This window comes from Sphaerisporangium sp. NPDC049457, from assembly GCF_055586705.1.
This window is the reverse complement of record NZ_JBVJHR010000004.1, coordinates 170,439-196,478: the sequence shown is the minus strand read 5'-3', so window position 1 is coordinate 196,478 and position 26,040 is coordinate 170,439. Positions and strand designations below refer to the sequence as shown.

Below are 26,040 nucleotides of genomic sequence, written 5' to 3'. Positions count from 1 at the left end.
CCAGGCGGCCGAACCCGGCCCCGCGCCGGCGAATCCGTGCCCAGATTCCGAGGCCGGACCTGGGGAAGGCCCGACCCCCGCGTCCGGCCCCTCAGAACCGGACCGCAGAGGCCGGGCCGCCGTCCAGTGTGAGAGGCCGCGCGTGCGGCCGCCGGTCACAGGAACAGGCTCTGCGGCACCGTCACCCCCAGGCTGGAGATCGGGCAAAGCTTGTCCAGACCGGCGGCGATCTCGGGCACGACCTCCAGCGTCGCGCGCACGACGGGGTCGGTGACCTTCAAGAAGGCGAGGTGGCGGATGCCGTGGGCGACGACGTTGGCCACCGTCACATCGTCAGGGCTCGGGGTGGCGGGCGCGCCTCCCCTCGCCACGCGCATGTAGGGCAACGGGGTGGCGGGCAGGTGCGGCCATGGGTCCGGGCACACCGCGTACGTCAGCACGACCTCGCCGGTCGGCTCGTACCGCCAGCTCGTGGAGTGCACGGTCACCCTCACCTGCTCGGCGGTCACTCCGGCCACGCGGCGGGCGGCCTGGTCGGGGCTCTCGCCGGGCAGCGGCGTGGTGAGCATCCGGCGGTAGGCCCATCCGCCGGAGGAGTCCGCTCGCAATGCCAGGGCCTCTATGGTCACCGTCGTCGTGGAGGTGGCGATCTCATCTGTCAGCATGCGCTTCCATCCCGTCCTCGGCCCACCGGTGGGCGTCCCCCAACAGGGCTATTGCAACGAGTATGCAGGTACGGTCACCACGCATCGCATCTCTGCTATTGCCGTAAGTGCCGCATGTGTGCGTGGCTTGGACTCGGTGCCACATGAGGAGGTGAGTGCTGTGCCGGAGGGACCGGGAGTGCTGGTGCTCATGGGGTCGGGGGAGACGAGCCCGACCATGGTGGAGGTCCACCGCTCCGTCGTGCGGAGGCTGGGCCGCGGCCCCCGCGCCGTCCTGATCGACACGCCGTACGCGTTCCAGGAGAACGCCGCCGAGATCTCCGCGCGTGCCAGGCGCTACTTCGCCGACAGCGTCGGGCTGACGGTGGAGGTCGCCTCCGGCGCCGGCGCCCTCGTCGACGCCGACTGGGTGTTCTCCGGCCCGGGAAGCCCCACCTACGCGCTCGACCACTGGCGGGCGAGCGAGGTCGGCGCCGCGCTGCGGGCCCGGGTCGGCGCCCGCAGCGGCGTCACTGTGCTGGCCTCGGCGGCGGCCTGCACGGCGGGCGTCGCCACGGTGCCGGTCTACGAGATCTACAAGGTGGGCGCCGAGCCGCACTGGCGTGACGGCGTCGACCTGCTGTCGGCGCTGGGGCTGCCGGTCGTGGTGGTCCCGCACTACGACAACGCCGAAGGCGGCACGCACGACACGCGCTACTGCTACCTCGGCGAGCGGCGGCTGTCCCGGATGGAGCGCGAGCTGCCGGAGGAGGCCGCGGTGCTGGGCATCGACGAGCACACGGCCGTCGAGATCGACCTGCGGGCCGAGACCGTCACGGTGCGCGGACGCGGCGGCCTGACGGTGCGCCGCCAGGGCGCCTCGACCGTGTTCCCGTCCGGCAGCGCGCTCGGCCTGGACGAGCTGCGCGAGCTGACCAAGGGCGTCACCGGGTTCGTCCCCGCCGAACGGGTCGCCCCCGCCGCCGAGGAGGAGAACGCCTCCGGCGCGACGCTGGCCGAGTCGGTGCACCAGTGCGAGTCGCGGTTCGACGACGCCGCCGAGTGCGGCGACGCCGCCGCGCTCAGCGAGGCCGTGCTCGAACTGGAGGCCGAGATCAGCCGCTGGGCCGCCGACACCGAGGAGGACGAGGGCGGGGTCGACCAGGCGCGCGCGGTGCTGCGCCACCTGGTGACCCGCCTCGGGCGGCTGGCCGACCTGAGCTCCCCGCGCGACCGGTTCGCCCCTCTGGTCGATCCCCTGCTCGCTCTGCGCGGACGGCTGCGCAAGGAGGGCGCGTACGCGACGGCGGACGCGGTGCGGGACGCGCTGACCGAGGGCGGCATCGTCATCGAGGACACCCCCCAGGGCCCCCGCTGGAGCCTGCGCGGCTGAGCCCGCCGGGCGCGGCCGGCGGGTCGGCGAAGATATCGAGTCGATTGTCCGATTTATTGCCGGGCACACCTTTCGTATGGCGAAAAAGACACAACATCGCGAAGTGTCCGTCGGCGACGCGGTGACCTGGAAGAGCCATGGGTCCACCGCCTCGGGGACGGTCGAAGAGAAGATCACCGAACGCACCGAGCGGGCCGGGCGCGTCGTCGACGCCTCCGACGAGGAACCGCAGTACCTGGTGCGCAGCGACAAGAGCGGCAGGAGCGCCGTGCACAAGGCGACGGCGTTGCGGAAGAAGGGGTGAGATGGCCGGCGACGAGGGCCGGATCGCCGCGGAGTTCGGCGAGGCGGTCAACATGACGCCCAAAGAGATCGAGCGGTGGCTGGACACGCCGGAGTCCAAGGCGGCCGGCGACAGGTCCGGCGGCGGCGAGTCCACCGGGCACGCGTCCGGCCGCCGGATCGTGGAGATCCTCGGCAAGAAGAAGAGCGAACTGTCCGAGGACGACTACGCCCACATGCGCAAGGTCACCGGATACGTCCACCGCCACCTCGCCCAGCGTCCCTCGCACGATGTCCGCGACTCCCGCTGGCGCCACTCGCTGATGAACTGGGGCCACGACCCGCTCAAGTAGCGCGCAGGGACGCCGCCGGCGTGGAATCCAGGACTAGGGCCGTTTCTCCCGGGCAGTGAGCATCTGTGGTCGATGAGGGACTGGTGTTGCTGCTGGCGTGGGGCCAGCTGCTCGTGCTGCTGGGGCTGCTCGGGTACTTCCTGCTGCGGACCCGCCCATGAGGCCCCCGCGCGCGACGCCGTCCGGTCGCCCCCGCGCCGCGTCGCCCGGTTCCCGTGCCGTGCCCGCCGCGCGCACCGTCCCGGGGGCCGTGCGTGCCGTCCCGGCGGCCGTGCTGGCGCTCGCGCTCGCCACCGGCTGCGTGAGCCCCGCCTGGAGCGACCACGACTACGGGCTCAAGGCCGGGGCCACGGCGGGGGCCGCCGCGTCCAGCGTCGAGCTGGTCCGGCTGGCGATCAGAGGCCATGACCGGCTCACCACCCCGTACCTGAAGACCGTCCTCACCGAGGCGGCGGGCGACCTCGGGAGCGTGAACGACCAGTTCGGCGCGGTGCAGCCGCCCTCCGACGCCGCCGACGAGCTGCGCACGCGGGTCACCGACCTGACCTCCGAGGCGGAGGAGGAGGTCCAGGACCTGCTCATCGAGGTCAGACGGGACGGCCCGCGCGATCCGCGGGAGGCCGACCGCAAGCTCGGGGAGCTGGCCGCGCGGCTGCGGGCGGTCGAGGAGGCCCACCGGTGAAGAAGCTGTTCGCCGTCACCCTGGGCATCCTCACCGCGTTCGGCGGCTTCGTGGACATCGGGGACCTGGTGGCCAACGCCGTCGTCGGGTCCCGGTTCGGGATGTCGCTGGCCTGGGTGGTGGTCGTCGGCGTCGTCGGCATCTGCCTGTTCGCCGAGATGTCCGGCCGCATCGCGGTCGCCTCCCAGCGTCCCGTCTTCGATCTGGTACGCGAGCGGCTCGGACCCCGCGCAGGGCTGGTCAACCTGGGCGCGTCGTTCTTCATCAACGTGCTCACCCTCGCGGCCGAGATCGGCGGCGCCGCGCTGGCGCTGGAGCTGGTCACCGGCATCGACTACCTGCTGTGGGTGCCGGGCGTGGCACTGGTGGCGTGGCTGGTGATGTGGCGGGTCAAGTTCGAGACGATGGAGCGCGTCTTCGGACTGGCCGGGCTGGCCCTGGTCGTCTTCGCGGTGGCGATGTGGACGCTTGGCCCCGACTGGGGGCTGCTGGCCCACCAGGTCGCCCACCCGCCGCCGGACGAGGGCGCGCCGACCTACTGGTACTACGCGATCGCCCTGCTCGGCGGGGCCATGACGCCCTACGAGGTGTTCTTCTTCTCCTCCGGCGGCGTCGAGGAGCGCTGGACGGGCAAGGACCTGGTCACGGCGCGGGCCAACGTCTTCGTCGGGTTCCCCCTCGGCGGCTTCCTCTCGCTGGCGATCGCGGGGTGCGCGGCCACGGTGTTCCTGCCGGTGCACGCCCAGGTGGACAGCCTGGGCCAGATGCTGCTGCCGGTCGGCCTGGGACTCGGTCAGCTCGGCCTGGCGCTGGTCATCTTCGGGGTGTTCGCCGCCACCTTCGGCGCGACGCTGGAGACGGCGCTGTCGTCCGGCTACACGCTCAGCCAGTACTTCGGCTGGCAGTGGGGCAAGTACGTGCGGCCCCGGCAGGCGGCGCGGTTCCACGCGGTGGTGCTGGTGGTCACCATCGTCGCGGCCGCCCTGGTGCTCACCACCGTGGACCCGATCAAGGTGACCGAGTACTCCCTGGTCTTCTCCGCCGCGGCCCTCCCGCTGACCTACCTGCCGGTGCTGATGATCAGCAACGATCCCGACTACATGGGCGACCAGGTCAACGGCAGGTTCAGCAACGCGCTCGGCACGGTGTACATGGTGCTGCTCATCGTGGTCGCCGTGGCGGCGATCCCGCTGATGATCGCGACGAAGGCGGGCCAGTGAACGCCCCGGCGCGGGTCCTGCACGCGCAACTCCACCTGCTGGACCGGCAGGTCGTGCACGCGGGCGACGGCCGCCTGTTGTGCAAGGTCGACGACGTGGAGATGGCGACCGGCCAGGACGGCCGCCCGTACGCGACCGCGATCCTCACCGGGCCGCTCGCGCTCGGGCCGAGGATCGGCGGCGTGGCCGGACGGCTGATCGTCGCCACCACCGAACTGTTCCGGCCGGAGGAGCACCCCGCGCCCCAGCGCATCCCGATGGCCCTGGTGTCGGAGATCGGCGGCGCCGTGCAGGTGAGCGGCGACCCGCCCGAGCCGGCGCTCGAACGCTGGGTCAGAGACCACCTCATCGCGCCCATCCCCGGCAGCGGCGACGGCGGCGACGACGGGGACGGCCGGCCGCCGCCCGTCCCGCCGCCCCCGCCCCTGTCGAGCGACGAGCCCCCCGGCTCCGGCCGCCTGCGCCTGGGGCTGCTCATGGGCCGCAAGGTCGTCGACGCCGACGGCGCGCCGGTCGGGCAGGTGGCCGACGTCCAGCTCACCCAGGACGGCCCGCTGCTGGAGGAGGTGCAGAACGCCTTCCGGCTCTCCGGCCTCATCGTGGTGCCCCGGCACACCGGGCAGCTGTTCGGCTATGAACGCGGGCCGGGAGGCCAGGCGCCGGCGCTGGTCAGGATGGTCATCCGCCGCCTTCACCGGGGCAGCCGTTACGTCGCCTGGCCGCAGGTCGGCTCGCCGCTCTCCGAGCCCGGCCCGATACGGCTGTCCGCGCGGCAAGCCGAACTCGCGTCCCTCGGCGAGCTCTACGCCAGGGACGCCGGCCGCTGACCTCCGGCCCGGAGTCCCGAGGCGTACGCGGTCGAGGGCGGTCCGGCGCGAGCGTCGCACACGGGCGCGGGGACGCCGTCTCGGGCGGTGAATGCGCGGGCAGCCGGAGACCGCGACATCGGTAGGCACACCGCACGCGGCCACGAGCGTCGAGGGCTGACCCGGCTCGCCTCTCGCGTCGCGGGCCGGCCCCGGCTCATTCCTCCTGGTCGCGGGGGCGGACGACGGCGACGGGACAGTGGGCGCCGTGCAGCGCGCCGTGGCCGACCGAACCGAGCACCGCCCCCTTGAACCCGCCGAGCCCTCGGGACCCGACGACGAGCAGGTCGGCCTTCTCCGACGCCTCGACCAGGGCCGGAATGGGGTGCCCGCTCACACCCGACTCCTCCAGCGGCACCTCCGGGTACCTCTCGCGCCACGGGACGAGCCACTGCTCGACCCGCCGCAGTCCCGACTCGAAGACTTCCTGCACGACATCGGTGTAGGCGGCCGCGAGCGAGGAGAACATCGGGACCGACCAGGCGTACACCGCCCGCACGCGCGCCCCGCGCAGCCGAGCCTGCTCGAAGGCGTACTCCAGGGCGGCCTCGGAGTGCGGCGACCCGTCGACCCCGACGACGACCTCGCCGAACCGTTCCTGCGGCGGTTCGCGCACGATCACGACGGGCCCGGCGGCGTGCCCGGCGAGTGCGACGCCCACCGATCCGACGATCAGGCCGGTGAAGCCGCCCATGCCGCGGCTGCCGAGCACCAGGGCGTCGGCCTTGTCCGACTCCTGCCGCAGTCGCTCCACGACCGCGCCGGTGACCAGCTCTGTCGTGACGGCGATGCCCGGCGCCCGCTCACGGGCGCGTTCTGCGGCCTTCGCCAGCACGCCCGCGCAGTACTCGTTCAGGGACTCGTCGAACCCTTCGACGCGGTGGAAGGGATACTCGGTGGCCCACGGCTCCCGGACGTGCACGACGCGCAGCGCGCTTCCCGCGCGGGCCGCGTCGTCCGCCGCCCAGTCGACCGCCGCCAGAGCGGAGGAGGAACCGTCGACCGCGACGGTGACAAGCCCGAACATGATCTTCTCCTTCGTCGTGCCCGATCGCCCGGCTTCCTCCGGCGCGCCCACCCATCGTGCCGGAACTACCCGGCCCGGCCACGGCCTATCGCGTCTCCCACGTCGGAGTGTCGTCCTCGGCCCACCCGAGCTCGTCGACCACGTCCACCACGCCGTTGACCCGCATGACGGCGCGGGCGGCGATGTGCGCGTTGCTGCGCCGGTCCATCTCCCCGGCCAGCGTGACGACGCCCCGCCGCACCGTGACCCGCACGCGGGAGGCGTCCATCCACAGCGATCGGACGAGGACGTCGTCGCGGATCTCGCCGGCGATGTCCTCGTCCGGGCGGACGAACACCTTGAGCAGGTCCGCGCGGCTCACGATGCCCTGCAGGACGCCGTCCTCGTCGACGACGGGCAGGCGCTTGACGCCGTGTTCGTTCATCATCCGCATGGCGTGCACCACCGACGCCTGGGGTCTGATGGTCACGGCCGGGTGGGTCATCAGCTCGACGGCCGTCTCGCCCCGCGCCTTCTCGCGGGCCGTGCCCCGATTCTGACCGAGGCGGTCGCGCAGCCGCGCCCGCAGCGGCGGCTGGTACCCCTCGCGGTAGTACTGCTCCTTGAACTCCTCCTTCAGCAGCAGGTCGGCTTCGGAGACGATGCCGATGACGTGGCCGTCCCCGTCGACGACCGGTACCGCGCTCACGCCGTGGGCGATGAGCACTTCGGCGATGTCCTTGAACGGCGTACTGCCGTTGACCGACGCGACGTCCCTGGTCATGACCTCGTTGACCTTCACCCGCATGGTGTCCTCCTCCGGCGTGGCGCCTCTCCCCTGAGTTCACCCCGGTCGCCGCCGGGCGTGGAGAGCCGCAAGTCCTTGATTGCGGAGGCCGCCCGCGGCCGCTGCTGGGCCCTTGGTCCCGAAAAGGCGCCGCGGCCGGGTCGTCGAGCCCGCCGGGGACGGGTCTTTCGTCCCGGGCACGCGGGACCAGCGCCCCGGGTATCCCGGCTCCGCCACGGGAAGTCTGGAAGACAGAGGCGAACGCTTGCCGTTCCCGGCCGCCGGAGGACCGGCGGGCCGGCAAGGAGGGGAGGGAGAGCCATGAACACACGCGCGTCGGCCCGTGGGACCGCGGAGGCGATCCGGTACGCGGTGGAGGCGGCGATCCACGCGCCCTCGGTGCACAACACCCAGCCGTGGTCGTTCAGCGTGGCCGGCGACGAGATCAGCCTGCGCGCCGACCCCGACCGCGTCCTGCCGATCGCCGACCCGGCGGGCCGGCAGCTGATGATCAGCTGCGGCGCGGCCCTGCTGGACGTGCGCGTCGCGCTGCACGCGCTCGGATACGAGCCCGAGGTGGCGCTGCTGCCCGACCCCGACCGTCCCTCTCTGCTGGCGAGGGTCCGGCCGCGGGCCGGCGCGGCGGCCGACGAGCACGCCCGCATGCTGTACGGGGAGGTCGAGCGGCGCCACACGCACCGGGAAGGGTTCACCGAGCGGCCGCTGCCGGAGTCCCTGGTCGAGGCGCTGGCCGCGCAGGCGGCCATGGAGGGCGCCCGGCTGACGCCGGTCCGGTCGCAGGCCGCCGTCCGCGTGCTCGGCGCGATCACCAACGCGGCTCAGGAGGCGCAGTCGCAGCACCGTCTGTTCAGCCTGGAGATCATCCGCTGGAGCCGGCCGCCCGGCAGCACCCGCCGCGACGGCGTGGTCGCGGAGGCGTACCCGAGAGCGCCGGGGCGCACATACCCGCAGCACTTCGCGCAGCGGGACTACGCCCACGGCCACGGGTGGGGCGGCGACACCGAGCATCCCGAGGCCAGGGCCACCGGGCTGGTGGCCTTGCTGACCACGGTGGGCGACGCCCGCGAGGACTGGCTGGCCGCCGGCCAGGCGCTGCAGCGCGTCCTGCTGCACGCCTCGGCCAACGGCGTCAGCGCCGCCTTCCACACCCAGGCGCTGGAGATGCCCCAGCTGCGGGAGTTCCTGCGCGAACAGGTGTGCTCGGGCGAGCACCCACAAATGATCATGAGGCTCGGCTACGTCGCCGAGCACCGCCCGAGCGTCCGCCGCCCGGCCACCGAGGTCATCGAGGAACGCTGAGGATCACTCAGAAAGGCGTCCGCCGCCCCAGTGGATGCGTCATCCGGCGCCGAAGCGGCCGGTCATGGGTACGGCGGAACCGGCGCCGCCCTTACGGCGGCCAACCCGGCGTGGCCACCGCACCAGTTGCGCGTCCCTGTCGGCGCGTCACAGGGATCACACGTCGGCGCGCGGCCATGCCCTCGGTCTCACGCTCCCGGTCTCACGCTCCCGGGCGCGTCGCTTCGCCGGGAACGTCGCGATCGGCGATGACGAGGGTGTCGATGGCGTCGCGTACGCCGGTGTCGGTGGCGACCGGACGGCGTACGCGCCCGGCGCGCGCGACGGTCAGCGGCGCGAGTGACGCGGTGAGGGTCTCGGGCGTGTAGAGGACGCCGGCGTCGCGCGGACCGCCCACGCCGTCCTGGAGGTTGGTGACGTCGTGCCCGACGATCAGCAGGCGCCCGCCGGGCGCCAGCGCGGCGGCGGCGCCGCGCAGCACGACGGCCAGGTCGTCCGGCGGCAGGTGCAGGTAGGCGATGAGCACGAGGTCGTGCCCGCCCGGCTCGGGACGGTACTCGACGAGGTCGGCCATGACCCACTCGACGTCGACGCCGCGCTCGCCTGCCATCCGCCGGGCCTTCTCCAGGCCGGTGGCGGAGAAGTCGACGGCGGTCATCCGCCAGCCGCGCTCGGCGAGCCACACGGCGTTGCGGCCCTCACCGGTTCCGAGGTCGAGGCCTCGTCCCGGCTTCAGCCCGGAAAGGTGCTCGACCACGAAGCGGTTCGGCTCGGCGGTCCAGAGCAACCCGCTCGCCTCGTAGCGCCGGTCCCACTCGGCCTTCTTCATGCGCCACCTCCGGGGCCGATCATATGACCCGCCCCGGCCGTCCACGCCGGTCACTCCTCGCCGGAGAAGCGCTCCCAGGCGGACTGGCGGGTCATGTCGAGGGCCGCGCCGATGCGCGCCCAGGTGACCTTGCGTTCGCGCAGGCGCAGCACCCAGTCGCGGAGGTTCTCCTCGGCCTGCTTGCCGACGGCGGCGACGCGGGGGAGGTGGTCCAAAATCTGCTCGTCGGTCATCGTGTCCCACACCGGGATGCTCGGCTCCTCCACGTCGTCGAGCGTCTCGATGATCTCGGTGCACAGGCGCACGCATTCGTCGCAGATGAAGACGCCCGCGCCGGCGACGATCCTGGCGACCTCCGTCCTGCCCTTGCCGCAGAAGGAGCAGCGCACCGTCGGCGTCGGGTCGATGATCGTGGCCATGTCCGGTCCTCTCGCCATCGTGTCAGGCATCTCCTGACGGCATGCGAGACCGTATCGTGTCAGGCGATACCTGACAAGAGTGCGCGCCACCCACGCCGCCACGGCCGGCCGGCCGTGGCGGCGTGCGGCCGGTCAGGTGGCGCAGCCGACGCGCCGCGTGCTCAGCGCGATGTCGTCCAGCCACACGTCATAGGCGGACGGGGAGGGGTTGCCCTGGTAGAGCTGCCAGCCGATCTTGACGGTGTCGAAACGGGGGAAGACGAAGTCGACGTCGTTGCCGCCGTGCTCGTGGGTGGAGGCGCCGAGCTCGGGCCGGGGCACTCCGTTGAACCAGGTGGTGATGCGGTTGTCGGCGGCGTCCATCCGCCACTCGAAGCACTGCCACACGCCCGCCTGCGAGGGGGCGCTCTCGCGCCAGTTCGTCCAGTCGCCGGTGGGCCCGCCGTCCGCGCCCACGCCCCAGAGCGCGACGCCGCCGTTCACCTCGGGGACGTACTGGCCGCCGAGCGGGCGGACGATCTCGGGGCCGGCGCCGGTCGTCTCGATGAGGGTGTAGTGCGCCCAGTCCGGCGCGACGGGGAACGCCTTGACGCGCAGGCGCACCCGGCCGTAGAAACTGTTGCCCGGCGGGGCGAAGTCGTCGACCTTGAGGAAGGCGCGCCCGTTCCCCTCGGTGCGCACGTGCAGCACCTTCTGGCCGGCCCGGCCGTCACGGCCCTCGTGCCCGCGCTCGACGGTGAGGGCGCCGTGCTTGGTGTCGATCCCCCAGGCGAGGCTGGCCGCGCCGCCGACGGGCAGGTTCTGGAAGTCCTCGCAGAACAGCAGTGTCCGGTCGGCGCAGGTGCCGGCGCCCGGGTGGGCGGGTCCGGCCGCGGCGGCGACCGAGGTGGCCGTCAGGGGCAGCAGCATGGCCAGCGAGGCCACGGATAACCATTTCCGCACGAAGAACTCCTTTGCGACGGATGATGCACACGTAAGCTACGGGAACTGGGAGCGCTCCCATAGCAAGTACGGCGCCTCTCCGTGCGCAGGGGCCGCCGTGCCCCGGTGCCCGTGGACGGACACCGAGGTCGCGACGGCCTGCCCCGCAGTCGGCGGTCAGGCGCCGGGGCCCGACACGGTGAACGTTGCATGCAGACGGCGCGTGTGGTCCACCTCGCGAACGGCCCCGGTCAGCGTGACCGTCGCGGTGAGGCGCGGCTCGGTGCTCGACGCGCTCAGCCGCAGTTCCAGCTCTCCCGGCTCGACGACCCGCCGGCCCGCACGGCCGGTGAACGACGCCAGGTCGGCGGGCACCGAGACGTGGACGCGGCTCGCCTCCCCCGGACCGAGTGGCACCCGCGCGTACCCGATGAGGCGCTGGACCGGCTGCACCACGGAGGCGACGGGGTCGTGCAGGTAGAGCTGCACGATCTCGGTGCCCTCGCGGTCGCCGGTGTTGCGCACGGTGAAGGCCAGGCTCAGCTCGCCGTCCGTGCCGGCCCGCGCGCCGTCGCCTTCGAGGCCGGACCATTCGAACGTCGTGTACGACAGGCCGTGGCCGAAGCCGAAGGCCGGCGTCGGGTCGATGTTGGACACCTCGTTGGCGTGCGCGAGCCGCGCCGACAGGTAGGTGGACGGATGCACGCCCGCCCGCCGCGGGATGCTCACCGGCAGGCGCCCCGACGGGCCGACCCGCCCGCTGATGACCCCGGCGATCGCCGAGGTGCCCTCCTGGCCGGGGAAGAACGACTGGACGATCGCCGCGGAGCCGTCCGCCGCCGCGCCCAGCGCGTACGGCCGGCCGGCGAGCAGGGCGGTCACCACCGGCGTCCCGGTGTCGATCAGGGCGTCGAGCAGCTGCTGCTGGACGCCCGGAAGCGCCGCCGACTCCGCGTCGCAGCCCTCGCCGCTGGTGCCCCGCCCGAACAGGCCGGCCCGGTCGCCGAGCGCCGCCACGACGACGTCCGCGCCGCGCGCCAGCTCGATCGCCTCGGCGAAGCCGCCGGTGTCCGGTCCGTCGACGGTGGCGCCCGGCGCGGTGACGATCTCGGCGCCGGGGAACTCGGCGGCGAGCGCCGCGCGCAGCGTGGGCAGCTCGATGCCGGTGGGCACGTCGGGGTGGTGGACGAGCACGTGCAGGGGGAAGGAGTAGCAGCCGAGGACGGCCAGCGGGTCGTCGGCGTTGGGGCCGATGACCGCGATCTTCTCAGGCTGCCGCAGCGGCAGCGTCCCGTCGTTGCGCAGCAGGACGATGGCCTGCTCGGCGATGCGCCGTGCGATGGCCCGGTTGGCCGGCGAGTCCAGGTCGATCGTCCCGCGCAGCGCCTCGGGGTCGCTCAGGTCGGCGCCGGTCAGCCCGGACGGCACCGGGCTCCAGTCGGGGTCGAGCAGCCCGATCTGCGCCTTCTGCACCAGGACCCGGCGCAGTGCCCGGTCGATCAGGGCCTCGGGGACCTGTCCGGCGGCGATCGCCTCGATCAGGGGCGGCCCGAACGTCTTGACGGTGGGAAGCTCCACGTCCACGCCCGCCGCCAGGGCGGCGCCCGCCGCCTCGGCCCAGGTGCCCGCCATGCCGTGCAGCGTCTTGAGGAAGGCGATGCCGAAGTAGTCGGCGACCACCGTGCCGTCGAACCCCCACGTGTCGCGCAGCAGCGTGGTCAGCAGCCACTCGTCGGCCACGGAGGGCATGCCGTCGGTGTCGGTGTAGGCGTGCATGACCGAGCGCACGCCGCTCTCGCGCACGGCCATCTCGAACGGCGTGAGGATCACGTCGGCGCGTTCGCGCGGGCCCATCGACACCGGGGCGTGGTTGCGTCCGGCCACAGACGCGGAGTATCCGGCGAAGTGCTTGAGCGTGGCGATGACGCCCGCCGACTCAAGGCCCTGGATGTAGGCGGTGGCGATGGTGCCGACCAGGTAGGGGTCCTCGCCGATGGTCTCCTCGACCCGGCCCCACCGGGCGTCGCGCACCACGTCCAGGACGGGGGCGAGGCCCTGGTGCACGCCGACCGAGCGAAGGTCGCCGCCGATGGCGGCCGCCATCTCGCGGATCAGCGCGGGATCGAAGGTGGCGCCCCACGACAGCGGCACGGGGTAGGCGGTGGCGCCCCAGGTGGCGAAGCCGGCCAGGCACTCCTCGTGTGCCAGGGCGGGGATCGCGAAGCGGTTGGCGCCGGTGATCCGCTGCTGCGTGCGCAGCAGCGACAGCGCGCCGACCGCCGGGTCGACCGGAGCGGTGCCGAACGGCCGGGTCAGCTGTCCGAGGCCGTTCGGCAGCAGGCCGTCCAGGTCGACGGCCTCTTCCATCTCGTGCTGGTGCGGCGCCACCTCTCCGCCATCGCGGGAGGCGCCGACCCAGACGCCGACAAGTTGCGCGACCTTCTCCTCCACGGTCATCTCCGCGATCAGGGCCTCGACGCGGGTCTCGGCGTCCTGAGCGGGGTCCTGCCAGATGGGAGCGGCGGGGTCTGTCTCAACGGACACGATTGGGGTCACTTTCCTCCGACGCCCATCAGCCCCTGTACGAGGGCGCGACGGGCGAACAGATACACGAGCAGGATGGGGACCATGGAAGGCATCACCGCGGCCGGCGGCCCCGGGATGTCGATCCCGTACCGCGTCCGGGAGTCGTACGGACCGGCGATCACCGTGTCGAGGTGGTGCTGCCCGAATCCGCCGGAGAGGATGTCGAAGCGATTCGACCGGGCGTATGCGTCGGGCGGCGCCGGCGGGCCGTTCTGGCCGTGGCCGGACCGCGTGCCGAGGGTGGCCGAGACCGGTGCGAAGCTCGGCGAGCCGACGACGAACGGCCGGGCGGCCGGCCTCGGGCCGGCCGGACGGGCACGGCGGTGCCGCCGTTCCCGCAGGCGGCGAGGGTGAGGCCGAGGACCGGCACCGCACTGCCGTGGTCGGTGCGCATGAGCAACGCGCGTCTCTTCATACAAAGCCTCTCGAAAATTTCGAGTTTATTTCCGAAAGTTGTCGTCTAGGTGGACAGTAAGGTGCGAGGAGATCGAGATCAACGGTCCGCAGGCACAGCTATCAAACCGTTATCCACCTCAGAAGTATAGGGCGTGAGCATGCCTGATGACGCGCCTGCCACCCGTCAGGGCGCGTGCTGATGCGCAGGTGCGCGAGCGCCGCATTTCCGAAAGTTTCAGAGTCGTCCTGCGCCCGTGGCTTTCGCCGCCGCTTTGCGGCCGCCGTGCTCGTGCCGCCCATTCGGGACGGCGCCAGGCGTACGGGGGCGACAAGATCAGATTCTGGATCGATCGGCGGAAAGCTATTTACGGATATAGCATCATTCGCTGGTTATAGCGTTTTCTGCGCTGTTTGTCCTCACGTGAACGCGTGGCCGTGGTCGGTGAGCGTAATCGCCGTGTTCATCGACGCGTCGAGATGGCCCGGGGACGCCGGGCCGGCTGGACCAGGTCGCGGCTTGACCGTCCGCACGACTCCCGCACCCGCTCTGACGTGCACCGGAGCCGGTTCCGGTGTGCGCCGTGCCCGAGCCGGCTCTCGCCGTACGAGGACACGGCGCGCACGGCCTCGTGGGAGAAAGCCTCTGAGCGACGAACCGGATGCCGGTTTTCTGGCGGATTTCCAGATCGCCTGGCGTACCGAAAAGCGTCGCGGAGTGCGCCTGCTACTCGCTCTACGGCGCTCTACTCGCTCGTGATTTCCTCCGTCGCCACATCGCGTCGCCGCCGGTGGACGCCGTTGCGCATCCGCAGGACGACCGCGGCGAGCGCGGCCGCCGCGAACGAACCGACGAGCACCGCCACCTTGACGTGGTCGAAGCGCGCGCTGCCAAGGCCGAAGGCCAGTTCGCCGATGAGCAGCGAGACGGTGAACCCGATGCCCGCGAGGATCGACAGGCCGAGCACGTCCGCCCATGACAGCCCCTCGTCCAGGTGCGCCCTGGTGAAGCGCGCCACCAGCCAGGTGGCGGCCATGACGCCGAGCGGTTTGCCCACCAGCAGGCCCGCGACGACGCCGAGCGCCACACGGTCGGTCAGCGCCGTGCTGATCCCCGCGATCGCGACGCCCGCGGACAGGAAGGAGAACACCGGCACGGCGATCCCGGCCGAGATCGGCCGCCAGCGGTGCTCGAAGTGCTCGGCGAGCCCGACGCCGTCACCCGGTCCGCGTCCCGACCCGCCGTCCGCCGCGAACTGGCCGTCCGCCCCCGATCCGTCGTCCGTCCCGGTGTCCCGTCCGCCGCGGGGTTCCCCGCCGTGGACCGGCACGGTCAGCCCCAGGAGCACTCCGGCCACGGTCGCGTGCACCCCGGAGGCGTGCACGAGCGTCCAGGTGGCGGCGGCCATCGGCAGCAACAGCCACCAGGACCGCACTCCTCGCCGGACGAGCAGGGCGAACACCGCCAGCGGGATCAGCGCCGCCAGCAGCGGGACCGGCGCGAGATGCCCGGTGTAGAACACGGCGATGATCGCGATGGCCAGCAGGTCGTCGACGACCGCCAAGGTCAGCAGGAACGTGCGCAACGCCGGCGGCAGGTGCCGGCCGATGACCGCGAGCACGGCCAGCGCGAAGGCGATGTCGGTGGCGGTCGGGACGGCCCAGCCCCGCAGCCCGTCCCCTCCGGCGTTCACCAGCGTGAACAGCAGGGCGGGCACGATGACGCCGCCGGCCGCGGCGGCCACGGGGACCGCGGCCCGCCGCGGGTCGCGCAGGTCACCGGCGACGAACTCGCGCTTGAGCTCCAGGCCGGCGACGAAGAAGAAGATCGCCAGCAGGCCGTCGGACGCCCACTGCGCCAGCGTCAGGTCCAGGTGGAGCGACGCGGGGCCGAGGCGGAGGTCGCGAAGAGCGGTGTACGCCGGAGCGTACGGCGAGTTGGCCCATATCAGCGCGGCGACGGCGGCGGCGAGCAGCAGGGCCCCGCCGATCGTCTCGCGGCGCAGGATGTCGGCGGTGCGCCTCAGCTCGGGCAGCGCGCGGGTGAACAGCGCGGCAGGACGGGCGACGCCTCGCATGAATGCTCCGTTCGTGAGATCGGGTCAAGGACAGCCGACCAGACTTCCCGGCGCACCTGCCTGCCAACTTACCTTGCGCTCCGCGCCCGCGGAGCGCCGGGGGCGTCGGCCGGGCGATGACGTTGTTACCGCTAACAGACCCGTTCTGCGGCTGAAACGTTCATCGCGCACTCCGGCATCTTGCGTGGACGGGTCGCCGGAGCCTTGACGGTTCCGGATGTCAGCGCTAACACTGACCGCACCGCGGCACGGAGCCGCTCGGCGACCCCGAGGAGACGCGACCGCGCCAAGGCCGGTCCGCCCGACTGATTGTTAGCGCTAACAAAGCCGCGGGCGCCTGAAGACCCCGAGCTCCCCAAAGATAGGGAGCCGATCCCGCCCGGCTTCCGGCCGCGCGGCGCCGGCGAAGAGACACGCGTAGGGCGGCGCCCTGACCCGCCGCCCTACGCGTCCCCGCCGTGTCTCACGCGCCCTGTCGGCTGGTGCCCGCCGCGAGGAAGCGGCGCAGGCTCGTCGCCTCCGCCGCCAGCAGCCCGGGGTCGTCGCCGGGGACGAACTCGATCGAGGCGGACACGCGCCTGCCCGTCGAGGCGAGCAGCCGCGCCACCTCGTGCCAAAGCGCCGCCCGATGGTCGAGCGGCCACCGCTCGCGGGGCGTCGGCCACCAGCTGAAGACGTGCACCGCGTCCACGCGGTCCAGCACGGCGCGCAGCCCCGCCAAGGCCTCCTCGTCGGGCATCCCGTTGGGCGGCTGCCAGTACGTGCGCAGCCCCGGAACCTCGTCGAGCATCGAGCGGGCCGAACGGGAGTCGTCGGTGAGGGTGCCGGAGTGGTACTCGGTGGCGACGGTGATGTCACCGGCGGTCTCGACGCAGCGCTTCAGGGCGTCCAGCGTCCTGCGGCGGCCGTCCGGGCTCGCCTCCGCCGACCCCCGGTCGCCCGCCCACACCCGGACACGTGGCGCGCCCAGCGCGCGGGCGGCGGCCAGCACCGCCCGCCACACGCGACGGTCCTCGCCCGGATCGGCGATGGCGCCCGCCTTGTAGTACGACCCCAGAGACGACACCGACAGGCCGGCGGCCCTGGTCGACTCGGCCACCCGGCGCGCCTCGGCCTCGTCGCCGAGCGGGATGTGGGCGTCCTGGCCCCACTCGATGTGGTCGAGCCCGGCCCGCGCCGCGAGCGCGATGACGCGGTCGGCCGTGAGCGCCCGGTAGGTGACACTGCACACCCCCGCGGTCAGCCGCAGGCCGCCGACCATCAGGCCGCCGCCCGGTCGGCGGGCAGCAGGGGGGCGACGACGTACCGCATGGTGGCCCACCCGGCGTACAGCAGGGGAGAGCACAGCACGAGGGCGCCCGCCACCGGCTTCACCAGGACGGCGATCGCCGCCAGGGCGAGGGCACCGACGGCGGGGGCCGCGAGGTACCAGCGCCGGGCCACCAGGTACAGGCACGGCCGGACGGCGTCGCGCGGACGGGCGAACCGGCCGGTCGAAGGCTCGGCGGCCAGCACGAGCACGGCGGCGACGACGGCAGCGACCAGGACGGCGGCGGTCACGAAGAACGGCGCGAGTACCGGCCCCCACGCCGTCCGCCCCACTGCGACGGCGTCCACGGCCAGCACGCCGGCGGCCGCGAGCCCGGCCGCCCAGGCGGCCAGCGCACGGGCGGCGCTCCGGCGGTAGGCGCGCCAGAACGTGCCGAAGACCTCCGCCGGCCCCTCGCCGAGCGCGGCGAAACAGCCGAACGCCCCGGCCAGCGCGGGCGCGCACATCAGCGACAGGACCGCGAAGAACGGCCAGGACGCCAGGGGATCGCGCACGACCGCGAGCGCGGCGAGCAGCGGCGCGCAGGCGACGGCCACCAGGACGTTGGTCACCAGCCCGGCGTACACGGCGGCGAACACCTTCTCGTACGTGGCCTGCTCGGCCGGCCGGAGCAGTCTCAGCATCGCGCTCACCCCTTCAGGCCGCTCGTGGCGATGCCGCGGATGAAGTACCGCTGCCCGAACAGGAAGATCACCAGGATGGGCAGCACCGACAGCATCGCCCCCGTCATGATCATCGCGTACTCGACGTCGTACTGGCCGATGAACGAGCGCAGGCCGAGCTGCACCGTCCACAGCTCGTTGCTCGTCAGATAGATGAACGGCCCCATGTAGTCGTTCCAGGTGGTGACGAGCGTCAGCAGGGCCAGACTGGCGAGCGCGGGTTTGGACAGCGGCAGCATGATGCGCAGGTAGATGCCGTACTCGCTCAGCCCGTCGATGCGCGCCGCCTCGCACAGGTCGTCGGGGATCGACATGTAGTACTGGCGCATCAGGAAGACGCCGAACGCGCCGAACGCCTGGAGCAGGATGATCGACCAGTAGGTGTCGGTCAGCTCGGCGCTTCGCATCATGATGTACTGCGGCACCATGTACGCCTGCCACGGCACGGCGATGGTGGCGATGTAGGCGACGAAGAGCACGTCGCGGCCCGGGAAGCGCACCTTGGCGAACCCATAGGCGGCGAAGCTGCCGGTCAGCACCTGCAGCACGGTGACGGCGACCGACAGCAGGGCCGAGTTGCCGAGGTAGGTCAGCATCGGGATGCGCTCCCAGATGTCGGCGAAGTTCGACCAGCGCAGTTCCCTTGGGATCCACTCGATCGGGATGCTGAAGACCTCGTTGTCGCGCTTCAGCGACGCCGACACCATCCAGCCGAACGGCACGAGGATCAGCAGCGTCACGGCGGTGAGGGACGCGTAGGCCAGCACCGTGCGCAGCGGGCCGCGTCCGCCGGCCCGGGCGGAGCGCGACTCGGGCGGGCGCGGGGCGGCCGTCGCCGGAGGGACGTCGTGCGTCGTGGTCATCGAAGTCGCCTCCGCTCGTTGAACCGGAACTGGGCCACGGTGACGGTGAGGACGATCGCGAAGAGCACCAGCGCGATCGCCGAGGAGTAGCCGAAACGGCCCTCGACGATGCCCTCCCGGTACACCAGCTGCGACAGCACCAGCGTGCTGCGGCCCGGCCCGCCGTCGGTCATCACCACGATGAGGTCGAGCACCTTGAAGCTCTGGATCGTCAGCATGACCAGGACCAGGAACGTCGTGGGCCGCAGGCAGGGCAGGGTGATGCTCCAGAAGCGCTGCCAGGCGTTCCCCCCGTCGACCTTGGCGGCCTCGTGGTACTCGGCCGGGATCGTCTGCAGTCCGGCCAGGTAGAGCACCATGTAGTACCCCATGTCCCGCCACACGCTGGTGATGATCACGGCCGGCATCGCCCAGCTCGTACCGGCGATCCATCGAGGAGGGTCCGCGACCCCCAGCGCCTGGAGCGCCTGGTTCACCGGTCCCGCCGCCGGGTTGAACAGCATGGTCCACACGGCGGCGACGGCGACCAGCGAGGTGATGTAGGGCAGGAACGCCGCGGTGCGGAAGAACCGGGCGCCGCGGAGCCTGCCGTTGAGCGCGAGCGCCAGACCGAGCGCCGCGACCAGCGTCAGCGGGATGTGGCCGGCGGCGTAGTAAAGGGTGTTGACCAGGGCGACGCGCACGTTCTCGTCGCGGAGCAGCCGGCGGAAGTTCGCGAGCCCCACCCACTCGGGGTCGCCGTAGAAGTCCCAGTCCATGAAGGCCAGCACGATCGCCGCCAGCACCGGCACCAGCGTGAACACGGCGAAGCCGGCGAAGTTCGGCAGGATGAAACTCCACCCGATCAGCGTGTCCCGCCAGGCCCGCCGCCCGGCCCGCGCGGACACGGGCGGCTCATGCGGCGCCACAGGCGCGGCCCGCGTCGTTGCATCGATCATGGCCCCCCTTCACACCTCCCGCCGAGCCCGGTGTTGACGGCGCACTAGTTCAGGACTTCGGTCTTGACACGGTCGTTCATTGTGCGCACGCCCTCGGCGACCGACTTGTCGCCGACCATGATGAGCTCGTGCTCCTCGCCGAGGATGGTGTCGACATCGGAGCTCTTGTCGCTGACCGGCATCTCTAGGACGACCTTGTCCGGGGTGAACGCCTTCTTGGACAGCTCGTCGGAGGGCATGCCGTCGAGCGAGAAGTACGCCTCGGTGATCTCCGGGGACTTCAGCGCCGGCACGACGCCGATCTTGGTGATGGCCTCGGCGCCCGCCTTGCTCGCGGCGAAGGCCACGAACTTCCTGGCGGCCTCGGCGTGCGCCGCCCTCTTGTTGACGGCGAAGGCGGTGGGCGCGCCGAACGTGGTGACCCCGTCGGCTCCGGGGCGTTGCGGCATCGGCGCGATGCCCCAGTCGACGTCGGAGGCGCCCTTCTTCTTCGCCGCCAGGATGCCGGAGATGTACCAGGTGCCCATGGGCATCATCGCGGCCTTGCCGGTCTCGAACATGACGCGGTAGTCGGAGTGCTGGGAGGTGGCGGTCCCGAAGTCGAGCGTCGCGCCCGCCTTCTGCAGCCCCAGCGTCAGGTTGTACTGGTCGGTGAGGAACCCGTAGTCGCCGCCGAGCTGGTCGCCGCCGGTCTGCGCGGCGGCGATGGCCTGGACGACGGACCGCCAGGTGTGGTGGTAGGCGCCGTAGACCTTCGCGGCCCCCTCGCCCTTCGTCAGCCGCCGCGCGATCGTGGCGTACTCGTCCCAGGTCAGCCCGTCGGGATGCGGCAGGCCGGCCTCGTCGAAGTACTTCTTGTTGTAGTAGAGCAGCCAGAAGTCCTGGCGGTACGGCATGGCGAAGTAGGAGCCGCGCAGGTCGTAGGCCGCGAGGCCCGCGAGTTCGCCGCCGCCGGCGCCGGCCGACTTGACCAGGTCGGTGATGTCGAGGAGCTGCCCCCGGCCGGCGTGGCGCGAGTAGTCCGTGAGGGTCTTCATCGTGATCACGTCGGTCCTGTCGCCGCCGGCGAGCATGGTGGTGACCTTCGCGGGATAGTCGTCGGTGGCGATGTCCACCGGCTTGACGGTGATGCCGGGGTTGGCCTTCTCGAACGCGTCGAAGAGCGCGCCGAACTCGGGCGTCTTCGCGAGGCTCCACGCCGCGACGGTCAGGGTGACCGGCCCGCCACCGCCACCGCCGCCGGCGTCGGCGTCGCCGGAGCGGTCGCCCGAGCCGCACGCTGTCAGTACGAGGGAGACGGCGGCCGCTGCCGCCAGGCACCCCGCGAGGCGGCGTCGCATGCCGGGGCCTGCTGGGATGTTCGTTGTGCTCATCGTTCCGGTCTCCTCTCGGTCGGGCCGTGCGGGGCTCAGGCGCCTGTGACGAATTCGGCGGGGGTCACGGCGGCGCGGGGCGGACGTCCGGTCAGATAGCGGTCGAGCTCGTCGAGCGCGGCCTCGCTCATCCGCCGGGTCTCGGCTCCGAGCGACCCGGCGACGTGCGGAGTGATCATGACGTTGGGCAGGTCGTACAGCACCGAGCCGGCCGGCAGCGGCTCCGGCTCGGTGACGTCGAGGATCGCGTCCAGCCGGCCCGCCGCGCACTCGCGTTCCAGGGCGGCGGTGTCCAGGACGGCGCCGCGGGCGGTGTTGATCACGGTCGCTCCGTCGCGCAGCAGCGCCAGCTCGCGGGCGCCGATGAGGTGGCGGGTGGACGGCAGCGCGGGGACGTGCAGCGTGAGCACGTCGCAGCCGCGCAGCAGTTCGGTCAGCTCCACCGGCCGGGCGCCGGACGCCCGCACCTCGGCGGGCGCGGCGTACGGGTCGGCGACCAGGATGTCGAGCTCCAGGTCGCGGAGCCGCTCCACGACGCGGCGCCCCACCCGGGAGAAGCCGACGACGCCGACGGTGCGCCCGCGGTTGGACAGCTCGCCGCGGTGGGCCACGTAGGACCAGTCGTCGCGGTGCCGGCGCGCGTCCTGGGCGAGGAACGGCGCCTTCTTGCCGGCGAAGATGACGGCGGCGAGGGTGAACTCTGCCACCGGGACGGCGTTCTCGTGGGCGGCGTTGGTCACCAGGATGCCGCGGCGCCACACCTCGTCGGTGACGAACGGGCGTACCGTGCCCGCGCAGTGGAACACCGCCCGCAGCCGTGGGGCGTCGGCGAGCCGCGCGGTCGTCAGCGGCGGGCAGCCCCACGAGGTCACCAGCACCTCGACCTCGCGCAGCCGGCGCCGCACGCGGGCCGCGTCCAGGTCGGCGGTCGTGGCGGGCTCGCCGAGTTCGACCAGGTCGCGCAGCCGCCGTAGCTGCGGCTCGTGGAACTGGACGCGGAAGTGCGCGGGGTCCATGACCAGCAGGGCCTGCGGGCGTCGTGGGTGCGTCACGCGCGATCCCTTCGGCGGCGGGTAAGCGCTTACCAGTGCGCCGATCATGTCCGGTCATTACTTTCATGTCAACGGTGTGTTAAGTACAAGAAGTCGTAACTTTCTGATCATTCCTGATCGATCTGTGCGTGACCGGCGCCCTGGAGGGTCCATGAGCATGTGGCCGGAGCTCGACGACCGTGAGCTGTCGCCCTTCACCGGATGGACGAGGAACCACTGGGCGGCGCTCGCCGACCACCTTCTGCTGTCGGCGCGGCGGTACGCGTCCCCCGCCCACGCGCGCATCTCCTTCCCCGGCCCGCCGGGCGGCTACGGAGCCGACGTCGACGGGCTGGAAGGCTTCGCGCGCACCTTCCTGGCCGCCGGTTTCCGGGTGGCCGGCGAAGACGGGCGCGACCCGCTGGGCCTGATGGAGTGGTACGCGGAAGGGCTCGCCGCGGGCACCGATCCCCGCTCGCCCGAACGCTGGGTGCGGCTGGAGGAGCACGGCCAGGCCAAGGTGGAGGCGGCGTCCATCGCCATGGTGCTCCACCTGACCAGGCCGTGGCTGTGGGACCGCCTGAGCCCGGTCGTGCGCGAACAGGCCGTCGGCTACCTCGCGCCGGCGATCGGCGGGGAGTACCCGCCGATCAACTGGGTCTGGTTCCAGATCGTCGTGGAGCAGTTCCTGGCCTCGGTCGGCGGCCCCGTCTCGCCACGGGACATCGACGCGGGGCTCGAACTGTCCGACGGCTTCGCGCGGGAGAACGGCTGGTACGCCGACGGCGCCGAACGCTCCTACGACCACTACGCCGGGTGGGCGCTGCAGTTCTACCCACTGCTGTGGACCGAGATGGCGGCGGGCGACCCGCGGGCCGACTCCCGGCGGCCGGTGTACCTGCGCCGGCTGGAACGGTACCTGCACGACGCGCTCCACCTCGTCGGCGCCGACGGCTCGCCGCTGATCCAGGGACGCAGCCTCACCTACCGGTTCGCCGCCGCCGCCCAGTTCTGGACCGGCGCGCGCGCCGGGCTGACGTCGCCCGCACCTGGGCTGCTGCGCCGCGCGGCCTCCGGCATGGCCCGGCACTTCGCCGACCGGGGGGCGCCCGACGAGGACGGCTTGCTGACCCTCGGCTGGCACCGGCCGTGGCGGCCGATCGCCCAGTCCTACTCCGGGCCCGGTTCCCCGTACTGGGCCGCGAAAGGGCTGTTCGGCCTCGCCCTGCCCGAGGACCACCCGGTGTGGACGGCCGTCGAGGAGCCGCTGCCGGTGGAGTCCGGCGACTTCCATCTCATGGTCTCCGCGCCTGGATGGCTGGTCAGCGGGACCCGCGCCGACGGCGTGGTGCGCGTGGTCAACCACGGCACCGACCACTCCTTCCCCGGATCGCACCTGACCGACTCTCCGCTGTACGCGCGTCTGGGGTACTCGACCGCCACCGCGCCGATCCTGGCCGGAGAGCACGCGGCCGGTCCGCTCGACCAGTCGGTCGTGCTCCTCGACGCGGACGGGGAGGCGAGCCACCGTACGGGCTTCGACACGCTGTCCGCCGGTCGCCTCCCGTCCGGGACGCTGGTCGGAGCGTCACGCTGGCAGGCCCACTGGGTCACCCCTGAGACCGGGAGCGTGGACCACGGGCACGGACGTCCGGGGCCCGTGCGCCTCGGACCGTGGATCGAGGTGATCTCGGTGGTGCGCGGCCCCTGGGAGGCGCGCCTGGTACGGCTGTCGGTCCCCGGCGGGACGGACTGGCAGGGCCCGCTGCGCGTAGGCGGCTGGCCACTACCCGCGCCGAAGCCCTACCACGAAGGGACGTCTGCGGCGGGCGGCGGCGTGTTGTGCTCGCGCCTGCTCGCCGGGCCGGGCCTGGCGGCGTCCGGCGTCCTCTCGGCCGAAGACTCCTCCCCGCTCGCCCCCTGGACGCTCGTGCCGTGGTGCGCCACGCCGTCGGCCGCGCGGCCGGACGAGTGGTACCAGGCGCTGGTCTACCTGGGACACGGCGAGCCGGCCGGGTGGCCGTCCGTCTCGTGGGACGACCCGGCGTCCGCCCGGGTGAACTGGCCCGACGGAACGACCGACGTCATCGACACCATCGCTGCCGTGTCCGGCACCCCGCCAAGGAGGTAAGGCCGATGGTCAGCGGGGCGGCGTGGAGGACGAGCGCACGATCAGGCGAGGGGCGATGACCACCCGGTGGGCCGGGCGCTGCGCGTCCTGGTCGGCCAGGCGCGCCGCGAGCAGTTCGAAGGCCGCCCGGCCGACGGCCGCCTTCGGCGGGCGGACCGCGGTCAGCGGCGGATCGCACAGCTCGGCCACCTCGTCGTCATAGGCGACCAGGCTGAGATCGCCGGGCACCCGGACGCCGCGCACCTGGCAGCGCTCCACCAGCGACATCGCCTCAGGATCGGAGTGGACGAGCATGGCGGTCGTCCCCGAGGCCAGGCACGCGTCGAGCACACCGTCGAGCACGGCCGCCTTCGTGGCCTCGCCGTGGCCGGCCGGGCTCACGTCCGGGGTGCCGTCCAGCGCGAGTCCGAGTTCTTCGCACGCCTGCCGCCAGCCGCGCCGCACGTGCGCGGTGGTCGGGCTCTGCGCCGAGGTGAGCACGCCGACCCGGCGGTGGCCCAGCGTGGCGAGGTGCCGTACCGCCATGGCGGCGCCGAGCGCGTGGTCGCTGACCACCGACTCCATCGCCTCGCGGTAGGGCCCCGCCGTCGCGGCGCGCTCCAGCAGCACCACCGGCGGTTCGGCCGACCGCAGCCACCGCACCAGCGCCTCGCCCTCCTCGCCGGTGGTGGTCGGCGCCACCAGCAGGCCGTCCACATCCATGGACTCCACCAGCCAGGACAGCTGCCGCCGCTCGTCCTCGGCCTGGTAGGTGGCTGCCCGCAGCACGACCCGGGCGGACGAGGGCGCGGCCGCCTCGCGCACGCCGCGGATCACGTCCGGGTAGTAGTAGGTCAGCGACGGCACCACCACGCCGACGGTGACCTGCCGCCCGGCCGTGGCGACCGCGCTGGCCACGCCGGCGGCGTCCGCGACCGCCCGCCGCTCCGGTTCGTACCCGCCGTCCGGCGCCCCGTCGGACAGGACGGCTCCGCCGCGGACCCGGCGGACGAGCCCGCGGGAGGCCAGCAGCGCGATGTCCCGGCGGATGGTGATGACCGAGACGTCCAGCTCGGCGGCGAGGTCGTTGGCGCGCACGACGCCGCGCCGGCGCAGCAGTTCGATCACCTGGGCGCGGCGCTCGTACGGCAGCGGGGTGGGCGAGGGCCGTCCGGCGGTCTCAGTCATGGCTCCTCCTCGCCGAGAGAAGGCCATGGTACCGATCGATGTTGATCGGAGTTGAACCGTGGCGCGCGCGGCAGAGCGGTACCCCTTGGGGGCCCGGCACACTTGATGATGGAGGGGCGGGAGGACTGCGATCGAAGCAGCCTCCCGCCCTGACCTGCTGCCTAACCCATCAACGGCCGCCATCGCCGCTTGGGCCGCCCCCTTGCTGAGGAAGGCCGACGTAAGTCGGCGTCACGATGCCGAGCCAGTTGACGAACCAGCTCCACAGCCTCTATGGTCGTCGCTCAACGTACCCATATCGGTACAGAAAGTCACATTCGACCATCGTCTCATCGCAGCGCGCCAACTCCGCATCCAGCCTCGATGACGCCGGCGCCGGTCTGGCTAGAAGTCGAACTCGCCCTTCTTGGCGCCGTCGATGAAGGCGTCCCACACGCTCGCGCTCACCACGAAGGGTGCCCTCTCTGGGGCCTCGGTGTCCCGAAGCCCCACCCGCCCCCCGGACAGCGGCGCCACCTCCAGGCAGTCGCCCTGGTTGGGGCCGCTCTTGGCGGCCTTTCGCCACGCCGCTGTCTGGAGCTCCTCACTCAACTCCATGTCCTCGTCGCCTCTCTGACAGGTGTTGGGGGATGTGCTTGCGGGGGTGGATGTCAGAAGTCGAACTCGCCTTTCTTGGCGCCGTCGATGAAGGCGTCCCACACGCTCGCGCTCACCACGAAGGGTGCCCTCTCTGGGGCCTCGGTGTCCCGAAGCCCCACCCGCCCCC

24 protein-coding genes are annotated in these 26,040 nt (G+C 72.5%); 8 read left to right on the top strand and 16 right to left on the bottom strand.

The genetic code is table 11. From position 1 onward, the window contains the following. Nucleotides 1–155: 155 nt before the first annotated feature. Nucleotides 156–665: a hypothetical protein gene (locus tag ACZ6QO_RS08465; protein WP_465848914.1), complete on the bottom strand. Its 510-nt coding sequence runs from the start codon at nt 663–665 to the stop codon at nt 156–158. A gap of 151 nt (nt 666–816) precedes the next feature. Between ACZ6QO_RS08465 and ACZ6QO_RS08460 the strand changes: the two genes are divergently transcribed. The 6 genes from ACZ6QO_RS08460 to ACZ6QO_RS08435 all read left to right on the top strand — a co-directional run bounded on the left by ACZ6QO_RS08460 (nt 817) and on the right by ACZ6QO_RS08435 (nt 5,401). Continuing rightward, complete coding sequence (locus ACZ6QO_RS08460) at nt 817–2,037, top strand: hypothetical protein (RefSeq protein ID WP_465848912.1); 1,221 nt, start codon at nt 817–819, stop codon at nt 2,035–2,037. A 103-nt stretch (nt 2,038–2,140) separates the two neighbouring features. Then, a complete protein-coding gene (locus ACZ6QO_RS08455) occupies nt 2,141–2,341 on the top strand; it encodes a hypervirulence associated TUDOR domain-containing protein (RefSeq protein WP_465848911.1) in 201 nt (66 codons plus the stop codon). 1 nt (nt 2,342) lies between these two features. Further along, nucleotides 2,343–2,672 (top strand): DUF3140 domain-containing protein, encoded by a 330-nt coding sequence (locus tag ACZ6QO_RS08450; protein WP_465848909.1) that lies wholly within the window; start codon nt 2,343–2,345, stop codon nt 2,670–2,672. A 250-nt stretch (nt 2,673–2,922) separates the two neighbouring features. After that, complete coding sequence (locus ACZ6QO_RS08445; RefSeq protein WP_465848907.1) at nt 2,923–3,354, top strand: hypothetical protein; 432 nt, start codon at nt 2,923–2,925, stop codon at nt 3,352–3,354. Next, nucleotides 3,351–4,574: an NRAMP family divalent metal transporter gene (locus ACZ6QO_RS08440; RefSeq protein WP_465848906.1), complete on the top strand. Its 1,224-nt coding sequence runs from the start codon at nt 3,351–3,353 to the stop codon at nt 4,572–4,574. The genes ACZ6QO_RS08445 and ACZ6QO_RS08440 overlap by 4 nt, the downstream gene beginning before the upstream one ends. Then, nucleotides 4,571–5,401, top strand: a complete 831-nt coding sequence (locus ACZ6QO_RS08435; RefSeq protein WP_465848905.1) for a hypothetical protein — start codon at nt 4,571–4,573, stop codon at nt 5,399–5,401. The genes ACZ6QO_RS08440 and ACZ6QO_RS08435 overlap by 4 nt, the downstream gene beginning before the upstream one ends. 196 nt (nt 5,402–5,597) lie before the next feature. On the opposite strand, the gene ACZ6QO_RS08430 is transcribed toward ACZ6QO_RS08435, so the two are convergent. Next, a complete protein-coding gene (locus ACZ6QO_RS08430) occupies nt 5,598–6,467 on the bottom strand; it encodes a universal stress protein (RefSeq protein ID WP_465848903.1) in 870 nt (289 codons plus the stop codon). Nucleotides 6,468–6,552: 85 nt separating this feature from the next. Next, nucleotides 6,553–7,254, bottom strand: coding sequence for a CBS domain-containing protein (locus ACZ6QO_RS08425; protein WP_465848902.1), 702 nt, complete (start codon nt 7,252–7,254; stop codon nt 6,553–6,555). 300 nt (nt 7,255–7,554) lie between these two features. Between ACZ6QO_RS08425 and ACZ6QO_RS08420 the strand changes: the two genes are divergently transcribed. After that, a complete protein-coding gene (locus ACZ6QO_RS08420) occupies nt 7,555–8,553 on the top strand; it encodes an Acg family FMN-binding oxidoreductase (RefSeq protein WP_465848901.1) in 999 nt (332 codons plus the stop codon). Nucleotides 8,554–8,755: 202 nt separating this feature from the next. Here the strand turns inward: ACZ6QO_RS08420 and ACZ6QO_RS08415 are convergent, their stop codons facing one another. The 11 genes from ACZ6QO_RS08415 to ACZ6QO_RS08365 all read right to left on the bottom strand — a co-directional run bounded on the left by ACZ6QO_RS08415 (nt 8,756) and on the right by ACZ6QO_RS08365 (nt 21,997). Next, complete coding sequence (locus tag ACZ6QO_RS08415; protein ID WP_465848900.1) at nt 8,756–9,382, bottom strand: class I SAM-dependent methyltransferase; 627 nt, start codon at nt 9,380–9,382, stop codon at nt 8,756–8,758. 50 nt (nt 9,383–9,432) lie between these two features. Beyond that, nucleotides 9,433–9,801 (bottom strand): ClpX C4-type zinc finger protein, encoded by a 369-nt coding sequence (locus ACZ6QO_RS08410; protein WP_465848899.1) that lies wholly within the window; start codon nt 9,799–9,801, stop codon nt 9,433–9,435. Between the two features lie 132 nt (nt 9,802–9,933). Continuing rightward, a complete protein-coding gene (locus tag ACZ6QO_RS08405) occupies nt 9,934–10,743 on the bottom strand; it encodes a hypothetical protein (protein ID WP_465848898.1) in 810 nt (269 codons plus the stop codon). A gap of 156 nt (nt 10,744–10,899) precedes the next feature. After that, entirely contained in the window at nt 10,900–13,266 is a 2,367-nt protein-coding gene (locus ACZ6QO_RS08400) for a beta-xylosidase/alpha-l-arabinosidase (protein ID WP_465848897.1), read from the bottom strand. A 1,181-nt stretch (nt 13,267–14,447) separates the two neighbouring features. After that, on the bottom strand, nt 14,448–15,779 hold the full coding sequence (gene nhaA, locus ACZ6QO_RS08395; protein WP_465848896.1) for a Na+/H+ antiporter NhaA: 1,332 nt from the start codon (nt 15,777–15,779) through the stop codon (nt 14,448–14,450). A gap of 463 nt (nt 15,780–16,242) precedes the next feature. Further along, entirely contained in the window at nt 16,243–17,040 is a 798-nt protein-coding gene (locus tag ACZ6QO_RS08390) for a sugar phosphate isomerase/epimerase family protein (protein WP_465848895.1), read from the bottom strand. After that, complete coding sequence (locus ACZ6QO_RS08385) at nt 17,040–17,732, bottom strand: hypothetical protein (RefSeq protein WP_465848894.1); 693 nt, start codon at nt 17,730–17,732, stop codon at nt 17,040–17,042. The genes ACZ6QO_RS08390 and ACZ6QO_RS08385 overlap by 1 nt, the downstream gene beginning before the upstream one ends. A 5-nt stretch (nt 17,733–17,737) precedes the next feature. Further along, the gene (locus ACZ6QO_RS08380) at nt 17,738–18,634 is read right to left on the bottom strand and encodes a carbohydrate ABC transporter permease (protein WP_465848893.1); all 897 of its coding nucleotides are present in this window, start codon (nt 18,632–18,634) and stop codon (nt 17,738–17,740) included. Then, nucleotides 18,631–19,521 (bottom strand): carbohydrate ABC transporter permease, encoded by an 891-nt coding sequence (locus ACZ6QO_RS08375; RefSeq protein ID WP_465848892.1) that lies wholly within the window; start codon nt 19,519–19,521, stop codon nt 18,631–18,633. Before ACZ6QO_RS08375 ends, ACZ6QO_RS08380 begins: the two co-directional genes overlap by 4 nt. 95 nt (nt 19,522–19,616) lie before the next feature. Further along, nucleotides 19,617–20,945, bottom strand: a complete 1,329-nt coding sequence (locus ACZ6QO_RS08370; protein ID WP_465848891.1) for an ABC transporter substrate-binding protein — start codon at nt 20,943–20,945, stop codon at nt 19,617–19,619. 35 nt (nt 20,946–20,980) lie between these two features. After that, nucleotides 20,981–21,997, bottom strand: coding sequence for a hydroxyacid dehydrogenase (locus tag ACZ6QO_RS08365; protein WP_465848890.1), 1,017 nt, complete (start codon nt 21,995–21,997; stop codon nt 20,981–20,983). 151 nt (nt 21,998–22,148) lie between these two features. Here ACZ6QO_RS08365 and ACZ6QO_RS08360 point away from each other — a divergent pair, with 151 nt between their 5' ends. Next, the gene (locus tag ACZ6QO_RS08360; protein WP_465848888.1) at nt 22,149–24,107 is read left to right on the top strand and encodes a DUF2264 domain-containing protein; all 1,959 of its coding nucleotides are present in this window, start codon (nt 22,149–22,151) and stop codon (nt 24,105–24,107) included. A gap of 9 nt (nt 24,108–24,116) precedes the next feature. On the opposite strand, the gene ACZ6QO_RS08355 is transcribed toward ACZ6QO_RS08360, so the two are convergent. Together ACZ6QO_RS08355 and ACZ6QO_RS08350 are read right to left on the bottom strand one after the other, a co-directional pair. Next, complete coding sequence (locus ACZ6QO_RS08355; protein ID WP_465848887.1) at nt 24,117–25,274, bottom strand: substrate-binding domain-containing protein; 1,158 nt, start codon at nt 25,272–25,274, stop codon at nt 24,117–24,119. A 384-nt stretch (nt 25,275–25,658) separates the two neighbouring features. Further along, nucleotides 25,659–25,871 carry a DUF397 domain-containing protein gene (locus ACZ6QO_RS08350; protein ID WP_465848886.1) on the bottom strand — a complete coding sequence of 71 codons (213 nt, stop codon included), beginning with the start codon at nt 25,869–25,871 and terminating at the stop codon, nt 25,659–25,661. Between the last annotated feature and the right edge of the window lie 169 nt (nt 25,872–26,040).

Coding starts and splice junctions, on each gene's coding strand:
- ACZ6QO_RS08450 (WP_465848909.1), top strand. CDS start 2,343: ATGGCCGGCGACGAGGGCCGGATCGCCGCGGAGTTCGGCGAGGCGGTC.
- ACZ6QO_RS08360 (WP_465848888.1), top strand. CDS start 22,149: ATGAGCATGTGGCCGGAGCTCGACGACCGTGAGCTGTCGCCCTTCACC.
- ACZ6QO_RS08355 (WP_465848887.1), bottom strand. CDS start 25,274: ATGACTGAGACCGCCGGACGGCCCTCGCCCACCCCGCTGCCGTACGAG.
- ACZ6QO_RS08425 (WP_465848902.1), bottom strand. CDS start 7,254: ATGCGGGTGAAGGTCAACGAGGTCATGACCAGGGACGTCGCGTCGGTC.
- ACZ6QO_RS08390 (WP_465848895.1), bottom strand. CDS start 17,040: ATGGTCGGCGGCCTGCGGCTGACCGCGGGGGTGTGCAGTGTCACCTAC.
- ACZ6QO_RS08380 (WP_465848893.1), bottom strand. CDS start 18,634: ATGACCACGACGCACGACGTCCCTCCGGCGACGGCCGCCCCGCGCCCG.
- ACZ6QO_RS08410 (WP_465848899.1), bottom strand. CDS start 9,801: ATGGCCACGATCATCGACCCGACGCCGACGGTGCGCTGCTCCTTCTGC.
- ACZ6QO_RS08415 (WP_465848900.1), bottom strand. CDS start 9,382: ATGAAGAAGGCCGAGTGGGACCGGCGCTACGAGGCGAGCGGGTTGCTC.
- ACZ6QO_RS08465 (WP_465848914.1), bottom strand. CDS start 665: ATGCTGACAGATGAGATCGCCACCTCCACGACGACGGTGACCATAGAG.
- ACZ6QO_RS08385 (WP_465848894.1), bottom strand. CDS start 17,732: ATGCTGAGACTGCTCCGGCCGGCCGAGCAGGCCACGTACGAGAAGGTG.
- ACZ6QO_RS08430 (WP_465848903.1), bottom strand. CDS start 6,467: ATGTTCGGGCTTGTCACCGTCGCGGTCGACGGTTCCTCCTCCGCTCTG.
- ACZ6QO_RS08370 (WP_465848891.1), bottom strand. CDS start 20,945: ATGAGCACAACGAACATCCCAGCAGGCCCCGGCATGCGACGCCGCCTC.
- nhaA (WP_465848896.1), bottom strand. CDS start 15,779: ATGCGAGGCGTCGCCCGTCCTGCCGCGCTGTTCACCCGCGCGCTGCCC.
- ACZ6QO_RS08420 (WP_465848901.1), top strand. CDS start 7,555: ATGAACACACGCGCGTCGGCCCGTGGGACCGCGGAGGCGATCCGGTAC.
- ACZ6QO_RS08350 (WP_465848886.1), bottom strand. CDS start 25,871: ATGGAGTTGAGTGAGGAGCTCCAGACAGCGGCGTGGCGAAAGGCCGCC.